This window comes from Kitasatospora sp. NPDC057936 (assembly GCF_042887525.1).
Taxonomy (GTDB): Bacteria; Actinomycetota; Actinomycetes; order Streptomycetales; family Streptomycetaceae; genus Kitasatospora.
Genome location: NZ_JBHVPD010000006.1, coordinates 68,939 through 84,132, shown reverse-complemented (window position 1 = coordinate 84,132; position 15,194 = coordinate 68,939). Strand labels below are relative to the sequence as shown.

Genomic DNA, 15,194 nt, shown 5'->3' with positions numbered 1-15,194 from the left:
CGTACGCGGCCACCCGTGGTGTCCGCGTACGCGTGTGCTTCGCGGCACTCGCGTGTGGCCTTGACTCCTTTACTCGTTCGGAGACTTCACCACACACGTATGCCTATTTCGTTCAACCAGAGTGTCATTGACGAGTTCCGTGCCAACGGCGGGAAGGTCGGCGGGCCGTTCGAGGGCGGCGACCTGCTGCTCCTCACCACCACCGGGGCCCGATCGGGGCGGCCACACACCGTTCCGCTGGGGTACGTCCGGGAGGATGGGGAACTCGTCGTCGTCGCGTCGGCGGGCGGGGCGCCGGACGATCCGCAGTGGTACCGCAACCTGCTCGCCCATCCCGTCGTCCGGGTCGAGCTCGGCACGGAGGCGTTCGACGTGATCGCGGTGCCGGCGGAAGGGGCGCGGCGGGAGCAGCTGTTCGCTGCCGCCGTGCGGGTCGCGCCGGGATACGGCGACTACCAGGCCCATGCGGGGCGGGAGTTGCCGGTCGTCGTCCTGGAACGGCCCGAAACGCCCACACGGGAGGTGCACAGCCTCGCCGACAAGCTCCTGGAGGCGCACACCTGGCTGCGCGCGCAACTGCGGTACGTCCGCGAGGAGGCGCAGGCGCACGTCGCGGGGCGGAGGGCGAGCCTCGGGATCCAACTACGGCAGCACTGCCTGGCGTTCTGCGAGGGGCTGACGCACCACCACCGCGGCGAGGACGCCGCGATCCTCCCGGCGCTGGCGCGCAGCCATCCCGAACTTGCCGGGGCGCTGGACCTCTTGGGCGAGCAGCACCGGGCCATCGGGCGGATCAAGGAGGAGCTGGTCGCCCTGCTGGCCGGGATCGAGGTCGAGGAGCCGGAGCGGCTGCGGGCCGAGGTGGACCGGATGGCCGCCGAGCTGGAGGCCCACCTCGCGTACGAGGAGGCCGAGCTGCTGCCGGCGCTCGCCGGGATTCCGTTCCCACCGATGCACTGAGGGGCCGGGCGCCGGCGGTTGGGTGAGCGCCGGCGGTTAGGTGAGCGCCGGCCGTTACCTGGGAGTGGCGGGGACAGGAGTGGACGAACAGATGACAGATAACAGATTTCGAAATCTGTTATCTGTCATCTGTCATCTGCCGGCCGTCAGCCGTCAGCCGTCACGACTGCGAGAAGACCGGCAGGTACCCGTAGGCCTGGCCCGAGGAGTTCGGGTGGTAGCTCTCGTCGATGGGCCACGTGGTGCTGTGGAGCCAGGTGTCCAGCGAGCCGCAGATCTCGTGCCCGCTGAAGACGTCCCGCACGTCGGCGAAGGTGAAGCCGGCGTTCGCGGCACGCTTGGCGATGACGCCGTCGAGCACGTCGGCGGCCTCGTTGATGGCGGACCGCTTGGTGTCGCCGATGCCGAAGATGCAGCTGCCGCCGATCTCGTACAGGTGCGGGTACCCGAGGACCACGACGTGCGCGTTGGGCGCCTTGGCGTGGATCGTCGAGTAGACCCGGTCGAGCTGGGCGGGCAGGGTGTTCTGGGCGTAGGCCTCACCGGCCGAGACCGAGCTGAGGCAGGAGCTCTCGGAGCTGAGCACACAGGTCTGCATCGTGCTGGCGAAGCCGGCGTCGTTGCCGCCGATGGTGATGCTGACCAGCGTGGTCGAGGAATTCAGGGCGGAGACCTGGCTGTTGAGGACGTCTCCGGTTCTCGCGCCCGAGCAGGCGACGAAACTGAAGGAGGACGGCGAGTTGGCACTCTGCCACAGGTACGGATAGGCGTTGGCGCTCCGCTTGCAGCTGCCGCTGTCGCCGAGATAGCTCCCGGAACCGACACCCGCGGAGTACGAGTCCCCGAGGGCGACGTAGTTGACGGCGTCCGCGCTCGCGGACGTGGCTGCGAAGAACGTGGTGAGCGTGAGGAGGGCCGCTATCGCGGTGGCGGCCATGGCACGGGTGGGGCGCAGCATGAAACCTCCTGGCGTGATGTGGGTCACAGATTTGATACCAGGCGGTAGCAAGCTCGGGAAGCGCTCATGCCAAGGATATTGACGGTCAGTCTGACAACGCTGGAGTGAACGCCTCTTCACAGAGCGCGTATTGGCGCTGTTCAGCGCCGGTGCGCGCGTGTACGCACCAGGCGGGCGCCGAGGGACGCGCTTTGGCCGGCCTTAAGCGCACGCTTGAGCGCGGGCTTGAGTACAGGCTTGAGCGCAGGCTTGAGCGACGCGTCGATCGGAGCGTTGAGAGGTGCTCAGAGAGGGATTCCGAGAGGTGCGTTGCGCGATACCACCGATGGCTCGCTCAGCCGTGCCCTTCCACCGCGCGTGGCAGGTGGCGGACGGCGAACGTCAGTGCTTCGAGTAGACGGTGCCCGGGAAGACCTCGCAGCCCTCCAGTGGCAGTTCCTCGATCGTCTCGTTCGCGGCCGCGGGCACGCCGAGCCACCGAACGGCGCACGCGACGGCCGCCCTCGCCTGGCGCAGTCCGGGCTCGCCCCAACCCAGCAGCTCGACCGCGAGCCCGGGGGCGACGAGCAGGCGCCGGTAGTGCCGGCCGGACGCCGGGTCGGCCGTGCTCGGGCCGACCGCCCGCAGCGCCGCGGCCATCCGCACCCGGGCGCACTCGTTCCCGCCGTTGGCGGAGCCCACCCGGTCGTAGAGGTAGCCGAGGTAGTACGGCTGCCCGATGACGGCCTGGGCCTCCTCGGCGGCTTCCCGGGCCAGGGCGGAGGCCGGGTCGCCCGCGTCCTCCGGTTCGAGCGAGCCGCCGGGCAGCGAGCAGATGCCGTCCCGGGGGTTGACCAGGGTCAGCACCCGGCCGTCGGGGGCGAAGAGCCACCCCCACGACTGCTTGACCGGCAGCCCCTCGGGCACCTGCTCACCCGGCCGCCAGGGCCACCCCGCGGAGGGACGCCGGCGCACCTTGCCGAGCAGCTCGGCGACCTCCGCGCTGTACTCGATCCGGCTCATGCGTCCCCCCTTTCGGTGTCGGGCTCGGCCGGGACCGACGGGGCGCTGGGCGGACCTGCGGAGCGCGGTACGGGGCGGAGCGGCGGAAGCGGCGGCGTGGGGTGCCGCGCGCTCCAGCTGTTGATCTTCCCCGAAATCTTCCCCGAACAGGCGGTCGATGAACAGTCCCCAGCTCCGCTTGGTGGACGCGGAGGACGAAAAGCCCTGGTCAGGACAGCGGCTCACCTCCGCCCTCGGAGGCGTCGTCCGGACGCTCCCCGGCCCGGCCGTCCCCGGCCGAACGATCGCCGGGCGAACCGTTCCCCGGCGAGCCACCGCCGGCGGGCTCCGCTCCGCCCGCACCGCCGTCGTCGGGCCCTTCCCACGGCGCCGCGCGCCCCGGGAAGGACGGCAGGGGGAAACCGGGCCGCGGGAGCACCCCGGGCGGGAACGGCACGCCCCGCCCGATCGTGTCGGCCAGCTCGTCGAACACCTCGTGGGCGCTCATCGGCCGCAGCCGTCCACGCACCAGCGCCCAGCCCCGCACCGGCGGCCCCTCGGGCCCGGCGTCGCCGTGCAGCAACAGCGCGCCGCCGCCCGCGACGGCCACGCCCGCCGCCAGCGTCACGCAGAACGCCTCCGTGTCCCGGCCGCCCGGGAAGAGCATGCCCGCCTCGACGCACAGCTCGGCCGCCGCGGTGAGCTGCTCGCCGTCCTCCGGGCCGTGGAAGCGCAGCGTCAGGAGGTGGAACCCCTCCCCCGCGCCCTCGGCCAGCGCCACGAACACCGTCGTGGCGTACTCCATGACCGCCACGAGGTGCCGCTGCCCCGCGTCGTCGTCGCCGACCGCCTCCAGGAGGACGGCGCAGGCGAAGGACATCCGCACCCTGGCCCGGTGGTCCTCCAGCAGCAGCGGGACCAGCTCGGCCAGCGGCTCCCCCGCGTAGACGAAGGGTTCGCCGGCCAGCTCGGGGTCGCCCGCGTACGCGACCCGGGCGGCGGGCGTGGCCGGGTCGAGGCCGAAGGCGTCGCAGTAGTCCGCGTAGTCCTCGGCCTCCATGACCCGCAGGTGCACCTCCACCCCCTGCCGGCGCAGCCCGCGCAGCAGGTCTTCCGTCAGCCGCAGGTACTCCCGGTGCGTGAGGCCGCCGAACAGGCCGTGCCCGGCCAGCCCGGTGAAGTCCGCGGCCCGCGCCGGGACCGCCAAAGCCACCGGCACCGGCGGCGGCGCCCCACGCGCCAGGCCACGCCGCCGCTTCCCTCGGGCCCCGGCTCCACCACCGCCGGCCCCACCGCCCGGCGGACGCCCGCCACCTACCCCGCCGGGCCCGGCGCCGCCACGCCCCGGCGCGTTCGCCCGGGGCCCACTCCAGCGAGGTCCGCCCGCGCGGGGCCCGTCCCCACCGGGGCGGTTCCACCGCGCCGCCGACGGGCGCGCTCGTGACTGCCCGCGCGCCCTCCATGCACCACACGCTCCCGCGAGCGTCTCCACGAGCGACCGCGAGCACCGCCCGCGGACCATCCCCGACACCAGAACCCGCACCGACATGCCGTGCTCCTCTCCCCGACCCACCCGAAGTGCTTCCGGCCGGCCACGCCGACCGGCCACGGACGCGACCGTCCGCGACGAGGAACATACACACCGTCACTGACAATCGGACGTGCCCGCCCGGTCGCACCGTCCCGGGGTGCCCGGGTCCACGGTTCCGGCCGGGATTGTCGGTGCCGGAGGTTAGGGTCGGGGACCATGCGACTGCTGCATACCTCCGACTGGCACCTGGGGCGCTCGTTCCACCGGGAGAGCCTCCACGACGCCCAGCGCGCGTTCCTCGACCACCTGGTGGCGGTCGTCGAGGAGCAACGCGTCGACGCCGTGCTGGTCGCCGGGGACGTGTACGACCGGGCACTGCCCGGTCTGGAGGCGGTCGCGCTGTTCGACGACGTGCTGCACCGGCTGGCCGCGCTCGGCGTGCCGACGGTGTTCATCAGCGGCAACCACGACTCGGCGCGCCGTCTCGGCGTCGGCGCGGGGCTGATCGGCCGCGCCGGGATCCACCTGCGCACCGATCCGGGCGAGTGCGCCGACCCCGTACTGCTGGCGGACGAGCACGGCCCGGTGGCCGTCTACGGGCTGCCGTACCTGGAGCCGACGCTCGTGCGCGAGGGCTTCGGGCTGGAGCGCGGCGGGCACGCGGCCGTGCTCGGCGCCGCGATGGACCGGGTCCGGGAGGACCTCGCCACCCGGCCGGCGGGCACGCGCGCGGTGGTCCTGGCGCACGCCTTCGTCACCGGCGGCACGCCGAGCGACAGCGAGCGCGACATCGCGGTCGGCGGCGTCGCGGCCGTGCCCGCCTCGGTCTTCGACGGCGTGCACTACGCCGCGCTCGGCCATCTGCACGGCTGCCAGACGCTCGCGCCGCACCTGCGCTACAGCGGTTCCCCGCTCGCCTACTCCTTCTCCGAGGCCAGGCAGCGCAAGACGATGTGGCTGGTCGACCTCGGCGCCGACGGTTCCGTCACCGCCGAGCGCGTGGACTGCCCGCGGCCGCGCCCCCTGGCGACCCTGCGCGACACGCTCGACGCCCTGCTCACCGACGAGAGGTACGCGGAGCACGAGCAGTCGTGGGTGCAGGCCACCCTGACCGACGCGGCCCGCCCGAGCGAGCCGATGGAGCGCCTGCGCCGCCGCTTCCCGCACACCCTTCAGCTGCTGTTCGACCCCGAGGAGACGCCGGCGGAGCCCTCGCAGTCGTACGCGGCCCGGGTCGGCGGGCGGGCCGACCTGGAGATCGCGGAGGGCTTCCTGCGGCACGTGCGCCCGGGCTCCGATCCGGACGAGGACGAACTCGACTGGCTGCAGGCCGGGTTCGAGAGCGTGCGGGAGAGCGCCGAGCGGAAGGCGGACCTGCCCCGATGAGGCTGCACCGGCTCACCGTGACCGCCTTCGGCCCCTTCGCGGGCGCCGAGACGGTGGACTTCGACGCGCTCGCCGCCAGCGGGCTGTTCCTCCTGCGCGGCTCGACCGGTGCGGGCAAGAGCAGCGTGCTGGACGCGGTCTGCTTCGCCCTCTACGGCGACGTGCCCGGCAGCCGCCGGGCCAACCGCCTGCGCAGCGACCACGCCGACCCGCACCGCCTCACCGAGGTCCGGCTGGAGCTGACGATCGGCGGGCGGCGCCTGCAGATCACCCGGCTCCCGGAGCAGCGGCGGCCGAAGAAGGTCGGCACCGGCACGACCGTCGAGCGGGCGCAGACCCTGCTGCGCGAATGGGCGGCGGACACCGGCGACGGCACCCCGGGCTGGCGGGCGCTCAGCAAGTCGCACCAGGAGGCCGGCGAGGAGATCCACCGGCTCGTCGGCATGAACCGCGACCAGTTCTGCCAGGTCGTCCTGCTGCCGCAGGGGGACTTCGCGCGCTTTCTCAGGGCGGATTCGGAGGAACGCGGCAAGCTGCTGCGCCGGCTGTTCGACACCGAGCGGTTCCAGCACGTCGAGGCGTGGCTGGCGGAGCAGCGGCGCTCCCAGGAGGCGGCCGTCCAGGCCGGCCGGCGCCGGCTGCGCGACCTCGCGAGCAAGGCCGAGCAGGCGGCGGGGCCCGGCGCCGAAGCGGCCGACGGCTGGGTGGCCGCCGACGACGACCGCGCCGACCTCACGGCGGGCGTGCTCGGGTGGGCGGCGATCCTGCGCGCCGGGGCAGCCGAGCAGCAGGCCGTCGCGGACGCCGCCCTCGCGGGCGCCGAGGCGGCCCACGTGGAGGCCCAGCACGAGCGGGAGGCCGCCGAGGAACTGTCCGGGCGCCAGCAGCGCCACCGGCAGGCCCGCCAACGGGCGGAGCGGCTCGCCGGGTTCGAACCGGAGGCGGCGCGCGACCGGCAGCGGCTGGCGGCGGCGCAGGCGGCCGTCGGCGTGGAGTCGGCGCTGCGCCTGCGCGAGCACGCCGCCGAGGCGCACGGCCGCGCGCAGGAGGCCGAGCACCGGCACCGGGCCGCGCTGACCGGAGACGTCCGCGAACCCGCAACCATGGGGCTCGGCGAGGCCGACGCCGCCGAACTGGCCGATACCGAAAGGCGGTTGCGGGCCGAGGTGGTCCGCCTGGAGGCCGCCAGGGCCGACGAGCGACACTGTGTCGAACTCGCCCGCGAGCAGCGGGCCGCCGACGAGGAGCGGCTCCGCGCCGAGGACCTCGCCGAGGAGGCCGAGGATTGGCTGGCCGAGTTCGACGGCCGGCTGGTCCGCCTCCAGGCGGAGCAGACGGCGGCCCGCGAGGCCGGCGCCCGCGTCGAGCAACTGGACGGAAGGCGCGTCGAGTTGGCCGCCCGGCTGAAGGCGGCCCGGGAACGCGACGGCCTGCGGACCGGGATCTCCGCCGCCGAACCGCGCGCGCACGCGCTGCGCGAAGCCGCCCTGGACGCCCGCGAGTACAGCCAGGACCTCCGCGAGCGCCGACTCGTGGGCATGGCGGCCGAGTTGGCCGAGCAGCTGCGGACCGGCGAGGCCTGCCGGGTCTGCGGCTCGGCCGAGCACCCGGCACCCGCCCTGGCCGCTCCCGGCGAGCGCGTCAGCGCGGCCGACGAGGACCGGGCCCGCGCCGCCCAAAGCGCCGCCGAGCAGGCCGCGACCGACGCCGACCAGGCCCTCACCGCGCTGCGGGTCCGCGAGGCGACGGCCGCCGGAACGGCCGGACCGGACGACGCCCGAACCGTCGCCGACGCCCTCGCCACGCTGGACCGCGAGCATCACGAGGCGCTGCGGGCCGCCGAGGCGCTCGGCCGGGTCGAGCGGGAGATCGGCCGGCTCTCCGACGACCGCGCCCGCCGCCACGACGAACTGCGCGAGGCCCGCGAGCGCGGCGCCGTCCTCACCGACCGCCTCCAGGCCCTCGGCACCGAACAGCGGGAGCTCGCCGCCCGGGTGGCCGCCGCCCGGGGCGAGGCCGCCTCCGTCGCCGAACGGGCCGCAGCCCTCGCCCGGCTCGCCGACGACGTCGCGGCGGCGGTCACGGCGGTCCGCGCCCGCGCGGAGGCGGCGGCCCGGCTGGCCGACGCCGAGGACGAACTCGCCAAGGCCTCCGCCGCGGCCGGATTCCCCAGCGCCGGCGACGCACTCGCCGTCATGCTCCCCCGCGGACAGCGCGAGCAGCTGGAGGCCCGGCTGGACCGGCACCGCGCCGAACTCGCCTCCGTCGAACGCGAACTCGCGCTGCCCGAGCTCGCCGCGGCCGCGGAGCGCCCGGACGCCGACCTGCCCGCCGCCCAGGCCGCGCTCGACACCGCCACGACACGACTGCGCCACGCCCACGCCGCCCAGGCCGCGGCCGGCGAGCGCCGTGCCGCGCTGGCCACCATCGGTGCGCAACTCGCCGCCCTGGCGGAGGAGCTAGCGCCTGCACTGGTCCGGTTCGAGTGGATCAACCGGCTCGCCGCGCTCGCCGCAGGCACCTCCACCGAGAACCGGCTGCGGATGCGCCTGGAGTCGTACGTCCTGGCGGCGCGGCTGGAGCAGGTCGCGGCGGCAGCGAGCGACCGGCTCGTCCGGATGTCCGGAGGCCGCTACACCCTCGTCCACAGCGACGACCGCGGCACCGGCAACAAGCGCTCGGGGCTCGCCCTGCGCGTCGTCGACGCCTGGACCGGCACCGAGCGCGACACCGCGACCCTCTCCGGCGGCGAGAGCTTCTTCGCCTCGCTCGCCCTCGCCCTCGGCCTCGCCGACGTCGTCACCGACGAGGCGGGCGGCATGCCGCTGGACACGCTCTTCATCGACGAGGGCTTCGGCACTCTGGACGAGCAGACGCTGGAGGAGGTCATGGACGTGCTCGACGGACTGCGCGAACGCGACCGGGCCGTCGGCATCGTCAGCCACGTCGCCGACCTGCGCACCCGCATCCCGGCCCAGTTGCTGGTCCACAAGGGGCGGCACGGATCGACCCTCGCTCTGGCCGGGCGGGAGGACGCCTGAGACGCGCCCGGAAGGGGCGGCCTCAGCCCGAGCAGGCGATCCGCTGAGCCTGCTGCCAGGCGCAGACCGGGCAGAGCGTGGTGCCCGGGTGGTCGGCGGGCAGCTCGGTCGGCTCGCCGCACAGGACGCAGGCGGCGCGCGGACCGGTCAGCGCCGGGTCGTGCACCAGGGCGGCCTCGGCACCTTCGGCAGGAGCCGGCGCGCAGACGGCCGTGTCCTCGTTCGTCTCCGTATCGCTCATGCCGCCTTCCTACTCATCGCGCCCGGTGTGCGGCAAGGCGGGGGGCGGCTGACGGACGACAGATGACGGCGAACAGATAACAGATGACAGATTTCAACATCTGTCATCTGTTATCTGTTCGCCGTCCGCCGCCCCCTGCCTACCGAGCGCCAACCCGCGCCCCACCCGGCCCCAACCCCGCCGCCATCCGCCCCGGGCCCCCCGGCTACGGTGGCCCCCATGGGCCGAGATCTCCACCAGCGCCTCACCGCCGCCCGCGCCGCCGCGCCGACGTATCCCGAGGTCGGAGCCACCCGGGGCGGGCCGCTCCCCCACGGGTACGCGCACCTGCGGCGCCGCGTGCACCTGGGCCACGGCCCCGACGTGCTGGAGCGGGCCGGCCGGTACGTCCTCGGCTGGGGCAGCCAGCTGGGCACCGGTTTCGCCGTCCACCCGCACGCGCCCGCCGCCGAAGGGGCCACGGTCCTGCTGCGGATCGCCCTGCCCGGCAGCCGGTGGCCGCGCCTCGTGATCCCCTGCCGCGTCGTGTGGACGGTGGACGAGCCGGACCGGATCGGCTTCGCCTACGGCACGCTGCCCGGCCACCCCGAGTGCGGCGAGGAGTCGTTCCTGGTGTCGATGGACGCCGACGGCGAGGTGTGGTTCGAGGTGGCCGCCTTCTCCCGGCTGGCCGCCTGGTACGCCCGCCTGGGCCGTCCGGTCGCGGCGCTGTGCCAGTACCTGGCCATCGAGCGCTACCTCGCCGCCGTCGCGTCCCGCGTCTGACGTCCGCTCAGCCGCCCAGGAAGGACAGCCGGACGGTCCTGCGCGGGTTGTCCCCGTTCGTGTCGACCAGGACGACGGACTGCCAGACGCCGAGCGCGAGTTGACCGCCGATCACCGGCAGGGTCGCGTGCGGGGCGACCAGTCCGGGCACGACGTGGTCGCGCCCGTGGCCCGCGCTGCCGTGGCGGTGGCGCCAGCGGTCGTCGGCGGGGAGCAGGTCGCGCAGGGTGGCGAGGAGGTCGTCGTCGCTGCCGGAACCGGTCTCGAGGACGGCGATGCCGGCGGTGGCGTGCGGGACGAAGACGTTGAGCAGGCCATCGCGGCCGGCGGCCCGCTCGGTGAGGAACGCGGCGCAGCGGTCGGTGATGTCGAGCGCGACCTCGCGGCTGCCGGTGGTGATCTCGAAGGTGGTGGTCTCGAAGGGGCTGGTGGGGTGGGAGTGGATGTTGTCCGCCATGAGCGCCATCCTGCCGGAAGCCGTCCGCCGGTTCGCGCAAGCGCCGCTGGAACGAGCACCACTCGAGTGGGACGAGCACCACTCGGCCAAGGAGCTCTCCGCCCGGCGGCACTCGGCCCGCCGACCCGGACCCGTCCGGGCACGACGAAGACCCGACGGTCCTCGTGGTCCGCCGGGCCGGGTGCCGGGGTGCGGGTCGGGCCGGAGGCCGTGAGGCCTCGGGTCCTAGCCGCGACCGCCGAACAGGCTCCGTCGCAGCCTGCGCAGGGGCGCCAGCAGCGACACCCGTACGTGGCGGCGCGGCGACGCCGGGGCGCCGGCGCCGCGCGGCGTCAGCTCCCTTATCAGCCCGAGCGCCTCGGCGGTGTCCACCGCCGGGACGGCGGGCGCGCCGAGCACGGCCAGGTGTCGTTCGATCCGGCGGCCGGTCGCGCCGACACCGCACTGGATCGCCGGCACACGGGGCCGAGTCCGCACTTGCATGTGTTCCATCAGTTTTCCCACCCCTACGAGGCGCCAGGGCCGTGAGGCGAAGACTATCCGTGACGGACGGCCTTCGCGCAACCGTCCTTGGTGTTGTGCCACCGTATCGTGCGGCGTCAACTGACGATGCACCAGGGGCCACCCGGACCGGTCACGACTAGGCATCAATGATGGGTGCACGACCGGCCCTCCGTCAGCGGTTTTCGGAGGTACGGACCCGGCGCCCGGTCACGAGGCACGCGCCCGGCGCACGGGATCATCGGGAGTGCCCGGTGGCGCGGCCGGTATATAGGGGTCGCGCGCGGGAGGACGGAGGGGTCGGCACACGGGTCGGCGAAGCACGGGGCGGGGAACAGGACAGGGGCTGGGCAGGGGCTGGACAGGAGCCGGACAGGGGTCGCCCCGGAGGACGGACCACCAGCACCATGGGTATCACTCCACCGGAGCGATCACCGAATTGGATCATTCATGAAGTGAACACATTCGAGGGATTGACTCCGGCGTAACCTCCAAGCAATATCTCTTTCTACGCGCAGGGCTCGCACGTTGCCCAACTGCGTGTTCGAATGATGAAGGACTCCGGCTCCCCCGAGCCACTGCCCGGCCGCCTCGACGCTGCGGCGGCCAGGCTCGGACGGGTGCCCGGACCGGCGGCCGGCCGTAGAGGGTCGGCCGGGCCGCCACCAGGCTGCCGGTGCCGCCCCCACCAGGGCCCGGCACCGGCGGCTCCGGGTTCAGGGCCGGGCGCAGGACCGCACACGAGGACCGGACACGAGGACCACCGTCCGCCGCGAGCCCCGGATCACCCCCGACCGCTGCGCAGCCCTTCTCGGCGACCCCGCTCCGGAGCCCCCTCGCCCCGGCTGAAGCCCAGCTCAGAGGTCACGTCCGGGCGGTCGGTAGACTCGGCCAGCGTGTCACTCCTCCTCAGCATCGTGCTCCCGGTCCACGGCGTGGAGCGGTTCCTGCCGCGCTGCCTCGACTCGATCCTCGGCGACACCCCCGCCGCGGAGTCGCGCTTCGAGGTGATCGCGGTCGACGACCTCTCCCCCGACGGCTGCGGCGCGATCCTGGACGAGTACGCCGCCCGCGATCCGCGCCTGCGGGTCCTGCACCTCACCGAGAACCAGGGCCTCGGCGGCGCCCGTGCGGCCGCCCTGCCGCTCGTGCGCGGCGAGTACGTCTGGTTCGTCGACAGCGACGACTGGCTGCCGGAGCGGACCGTCAGCGTGGTCCTGGACGAGCTGCGCCACGAGGGCCGCCAGGCCGTCCCCGCCGACGTGCTGGTCACCGACTTCACCCACGTCTACCCGGACGGCGCGACCGAGCCCAACCCCTGGCGCCACGTGCTGCTCGGCTCCCCGCTCGTCGAGGGCTGCACGCTCGCCGAGCACCCGGCGCTGTTCCAGACGGTGATGTCGGTGTGGAACAAGGTCTTCCGCCGCGCGTACCTGGAGGGCCTCGGCGTCGCGTTCGGGCGCGGCTACTACGAGGACATCTCGGTCACCTACCCCGCGCTGCTCGCCGCCGAGCGGCTGCGCTACGTCGACCGCCCCTGCTACGTCTACCGCCGCAACCGGGACGGCGCGATCACCGCGACCGCCTCCCCCAAGCACGCCGACGTGTTCGCCCAGTACGACGCGATCTTCGCGTTCCTGGACCGCCCGGACCGCCCCGGCCGGCCCGTCCCGGAGTCGCTGCGCACGCTGGTCTTCGACCGGACCGTCCGCCAGGCGCTCAACGTCTACGACACCCCCGGGCTCGTGCCGGTCGAGCGGCGCAAGGACTTCTTCCACAGCATCTCCCGGCACTTCGCCCACCATCGGCCGGACGACTACCAGTTCCCCGGCGGCGTGCGCGGCGTGCAGTACCGGCTGGCGGCACGCGGCGCGCGGATCGCCTACGCGGAGCTGCGCCGCACCGGGCGGCTGCCGCGCGAACTCAAGCGCGGCGCGCGGGCGGTGGCGCCGGCGGTGCGCAAGGGGGTGCGCAGCGGTGCCCGGTTCACCGCGTACAACGCGTTCCGCCGGCTGCCGCTGGACGACACCCTCGCGGTCTACGCGGCGTACTGGCACCGGGGTTACGCGTGCAGCCCGGCCGCGATCTACGAGAAGGCGAAGGAACTCGTCCCGGAGATCCGGGGTGTGTGGGTCGTGGAGAACCGCACGCAGGCCGCGGCCATGCCGGCCGGGGTGCCGTACGTGATCGTCAACACCCCGGCCTACCTCAAGGTGATGGCGACCGCCCGGTACTTCGTCAACAACGTCAACTTCCCGCACACGATGGCCAAGCGGCCGGGCACGGTGCACGTCCAGACCCAGCACGGCACCCCGCTGAAGGCGATGGGCATGGACCTGCGGGACCATCCCGAGGCCGCCGACGGCATGGACTTCGACCGACTCCAGGAGGCCGTCGACCGCTGGGACTTCCTCGTCTCCTCCAACCCGCACACCAGCGAGCACTTCGCCCGCGCCTTCCCCGGCCGCTACGAGACGCTCGACACCGGCTACCCGCGCAACGACCGCCTGGCCAACGCCACCCCGGACGAGGTTCGCGCGATGCGCGAGCGGATCGGCCTGCGTCCGGGCCGCACGGCGGTGCTGTACGCGCCGACGCACCGCGAGGGCCAGGGCGGCTACGTGCCGCTGCTGGACGTGAAGGACCTGGCCCGGCGGCTCGGCCCCTCGTACACGCTGCTGGTGCGCACGCACTACTTCCACACCACCGGCCCGGGGGACCTGGTCGCGGGCGAGGACGCGGCGGAGATCGTGGACGTCTCGGCGCACCCGTCCGTGGAGGACCTCTACCTCGCGGCGGACGTGCTGGTGACGGACTACTCGTCGATGATGTTCGACTACGCCGTGCTGGACCGGCCGATCGTCGTGTTCGCGCCGGACTGGGACGACTACCGGCGGGTGCGCGGGGTGTACTTCGACCTGTTCGCGGAGCCGCCGGGCGCGGTCACGGTGGACGCGGACGGGCTGGCGACGGCGCTGCTCGCGGGCGACGCGGATCCGGCGGCGCGGGCGCGGTTCCGGGCGAAGTTCTGCCCGTGGGACGACGGCGGGGCGGCGGAGCGGGTGGTGCGCCGGGTGTTCCCGGTCGCGGGCTGACGGAGAACGACCGGCAAACGAATGACAGCTGACAGATAACAGATTTCGAAATCTGTTATCTGTCAGCTGTCATTCGTCAGGCGATCGGGGCCGGTGCCGCCGGTACGGCGACCGGCCCCGTCACGGCGGGCTCAGCCCCGGCGGGCGGCCAGGAACTCGTCGAAGGTCAGGTAGCCCTGGTGGTGGGTGTCCATGGCGTGGATGAGCGCCTCGGCCATCGACAGCGTCACGTCGTGGTCGCCCATCTCGTTCGCGACCAGCGCGTACTCGGCCGGAGTGATCTTGCCATCGCCGTTCTTGTCGAAACGGTCGAAGAGCGCCTTGATCTCCTCGGTGCTCTGCATGGTTGCCCTCCTGGGAACTGCGGGTTGTGCGGTGTTCGGACGGGCGTACCCTACCCGGCCCCGGTGCACCGTCCGTGGCGCGGGCCACGCCCTGAGGGAGTGGACGGGCGGCGGGGCCGGTGGCGTAGTCTGCGGAACCGATACCGGCCCGGGCTCCTCCCGGGCGCTCGTTCGTCCAGGGAGGGACCATGCTCGATCTCGTCACCAGGCTGGTGCTGAAACCCGTCTCGCGCGGCATCTGGCGGCCGGTCATCGAAGGTGTCGAGAACGTGCCGCGCAAGGGCGGGGTCATCCTCGCCAGCAACCACCTGTCGTTCATCGACAGCGTGGTGATCCCGCTGACCGCCCCGCGCCGGGTCCACTTCCTCGCCAAGGCCGAGTACTTCACCGCCCCGGGGTTCAAGGGCCGCCTCTCCAAGGGCTTCTTCGAGGCGATCGGCGCCGTGCCGGTCGAGCGCGGCACCTACCGCTCCGCCCAGGCCTCCCTGGAGTCCGCGCTGGAGATCCTGGAGGACGGCAAGGCCTTCGGCATCTACCCCGAGGGCACCCGCTCGCTCGACGGCCGCCTCTACCGCGGCAAGACGGGCGTCGCGTGGCTCGCGCTGACGGCGGGCGTGCCGGTCGTGCCGGTGGCGCTGGAGGGGCCGGAGCAGATCCTGCCGGTGGGCAAGCGGGTGCCGCGCCTCAAGAAGGTGACCGTCCGCTTCGGTGAGCCGCTGCACTTCGACGAGTTGCACGGGCAGGCGCGCTCGGCCAGGGCCCGCCGCCAGGTCACCGACGAGGTGATGGCGGCGATCCAGCGGCTGTCCGGCCAGGAGGTCGCGGAGGGCTACAACGAGGCGCCGAAGGCGGCGTAGCCGCGGCCGTCGGGTCCCCTCGCCTCACTTTGGCTCGTCAGACGTACCCCAGGCTCCGGACCGGCCCGTCACACGTA

Annotated in this window: 13 protein-coding genes; 6 read left to right on the top strand and 7 right to left on the bottom strand. The window is 73.8% G+C overall.

Going from position 1 to position 15,194, the window contains the following annotated elements; genetic code table 11:
• Positions 1-99 precede the first annotated feature (99 nt).
• On the top strand, positions 100-960 hold the full coding sequence (locus tag ACFVU9_RS05260) for a nitroreductase/quinone reductase family protein (protein WP_387590101.1): 861 nt from the start codon (positions 100-102) through the stop codon (positions 958-960).
• Between the two features lie 160 nt (positions 961-1,120).
• Here the strand turns inward: ACFVU9_RS05260 and ACFVU9_RS05255 are convergent, their stop codons facing one another.
• From ACFVU9_RS05255 to ACFVU9_RS05245, 3 genes are all read right to left on the bottom strand, one after another.
• Entirely contained in the window at positions 1,121-1,897 is a 777-nt protein-coding gene (locus tag ACFVU9_RS05255; RefSeq protein WP_387590251.1) for an SGNH/GDSL hydrolase family protein, read from the bottom strand.
• Between the two features lie 402 nt (positions 1,898-2,299).
• Positions 2,300-2,920, bottom strand: coding sequence for a hypothetical protein (locus ACFVU9_RS05250; protein WP_380437170.1), 621 nt, complete (start codon positions 2,918-2,920; stop codon positions 2,300-2,302).
• A 208-nt stretch (positions 2,921-3,128) separates the two neighbouring features.
• Positions 3,129-4,118, bottom strand: a complete 990-nt coding sequence (locus tag ACFVU9_RS05245; RefSeq protein WP_380437172.1) for a hypothetical protein — start codon at positions 4,116-4,118, stop codon at positions 3,129-3,131.
• A gap of 528 nt (positions 4,119-4,646) precedes the next feature.
• Here ACFVU9_RS05245 and ACFVU9_RS05240 point away from each other — a divergent pair.
• Positions 4,647-5,816 (top strand): exonuclease SbcCD subunit D, encoded by a 1,170-nt coding sequence (locus ACFVU9_RS05240; protein WP_387590097.1) that lies wholly within the window; start codon positions 4,647-4,649, stop codon positions 5,814-5,816.
• Entirely contained in the window at positions 5,813-8,857 is a 3,045-nt protein-coding gene (locus ACFVU9_RS05235; RefSeq protein ID WP_387590094.1) for an AAA family ATPase, read from the top strand. The genes ACFVU9_RS05240 and ACFVU9_RS05235 overlap by 4 nt, the downstream gene beginning before the upstream one ends.
• Before the next feature lie 22 nt (positions 8,858-8,879).
• Here ACFVU9_RS05235 and ACFVU9_RS05230 read toward each other — a convergent pair whose 3' ends face one another.
• A complete protein-coding gene (locus tag ACFVU9_RS05230) occupies positions 8,880-9,098 on the bottom strand; it encodes a hypothetical protein (RefSeq protein ID WP_387590091.1) in 219 nt (72 codons plus the stop codon).
• Positions 9,099-9,317: 219 nt separating this feature from the next.
• On the opposite strand from ACFVU9_RS05230, the gene ACFVU9_RS05225 reads away from it, so the two are divergent.
• Entirely contained in the window at positions 9,318-9,863 is a 546-nt protein-coding gene (locus ACFVU9_RS05225; protein WP_380437181.1) for a DUF1990 family protein, read from the top strand.
• 7 nt (positions 9,864-9,870) lie between these two features.
• On the opposite strand, the gene ACFVU9_RS05220 is transcribed toward ACFVU9_RS05225, so the two are convergent.
• Together ACFVU9_RS05220 and ACFVU9_RS05215 are read right to left on the bottom strand one after the other, a co-directional pair.
• A complete protein-coding gene (locus ACFVU9_RS05220; protein ID WP_387590088.1) occupies positions 9,871-10,320 on the bottom strand; it encodes a YjbQ family protein in 450 nt (149 codons plus the stop codon).
• 225 nt (positions 10,321-10,545) lie between these two features.
• Entirely contained in the window at positions 10,546-10,812 is a 267-nt protein-coding gene (locus tag ACFVU9_RS05215) for a hypothetical protein (protein ID WP_359957622.1), read from the bottom strand.
• Positions 10,813-11,717: 905 nt separating this feature from the next.
• Here ACFVU9_RS05215 and ACFVU9_RS05210 point away from each other — a divergent pair.
• Positions 11,718-13,916 (top strand): CDP-glycerol glycerophosphotransferase family protein, encoded by a 2,199-nt coding sequence (locus ACFVU9_RS05210; protein ID WP_387590085.1) that lies wholly within the window; start codon positions 11,718-11,720, stop codon positions 13,914-13,916.
• A gap of 131 nt (positions 13,917-14,047) precedes the next feature.
• Here ACFVU9_RS05210 and ACFVU9_RS05205 read toward each other — a convergent pair whose 3' ends face one another.
• Positions 14,048-14,260 carry an EF-hand domain-containing protein gene (locus ACFVU9_RS05205; protein ID WP_359957616.1) on the bottom strand — a complete coding sequence of 71 codons (213 nt, stop codon included), beginning with the start codon at positions 14,258-14,260 and terminating at the stop codon, positions 14,048-14,050.
• Positions 14,261-14,448: 188 nt separating this feature from the next.
• On the opposite strand from ACFVU9_RS05205, the gene ACFVU9_RS05200 reads away from it, so the two are divergent.
• The gene (locus ACFVU9_RS05200) at positions 14,449-15,117 is read left to right on the top strand and encodes a lysophospholipid acyltransferase family protein (protein ID WP_359957613.1); all 669 of its coding nucleotides are present in this window, start codon (positions 14,449-14,451) and stop codon (positions 15,115-15,117) included.
• Positions 15,118-15,194: the final 77 nt, after the last annotated feature.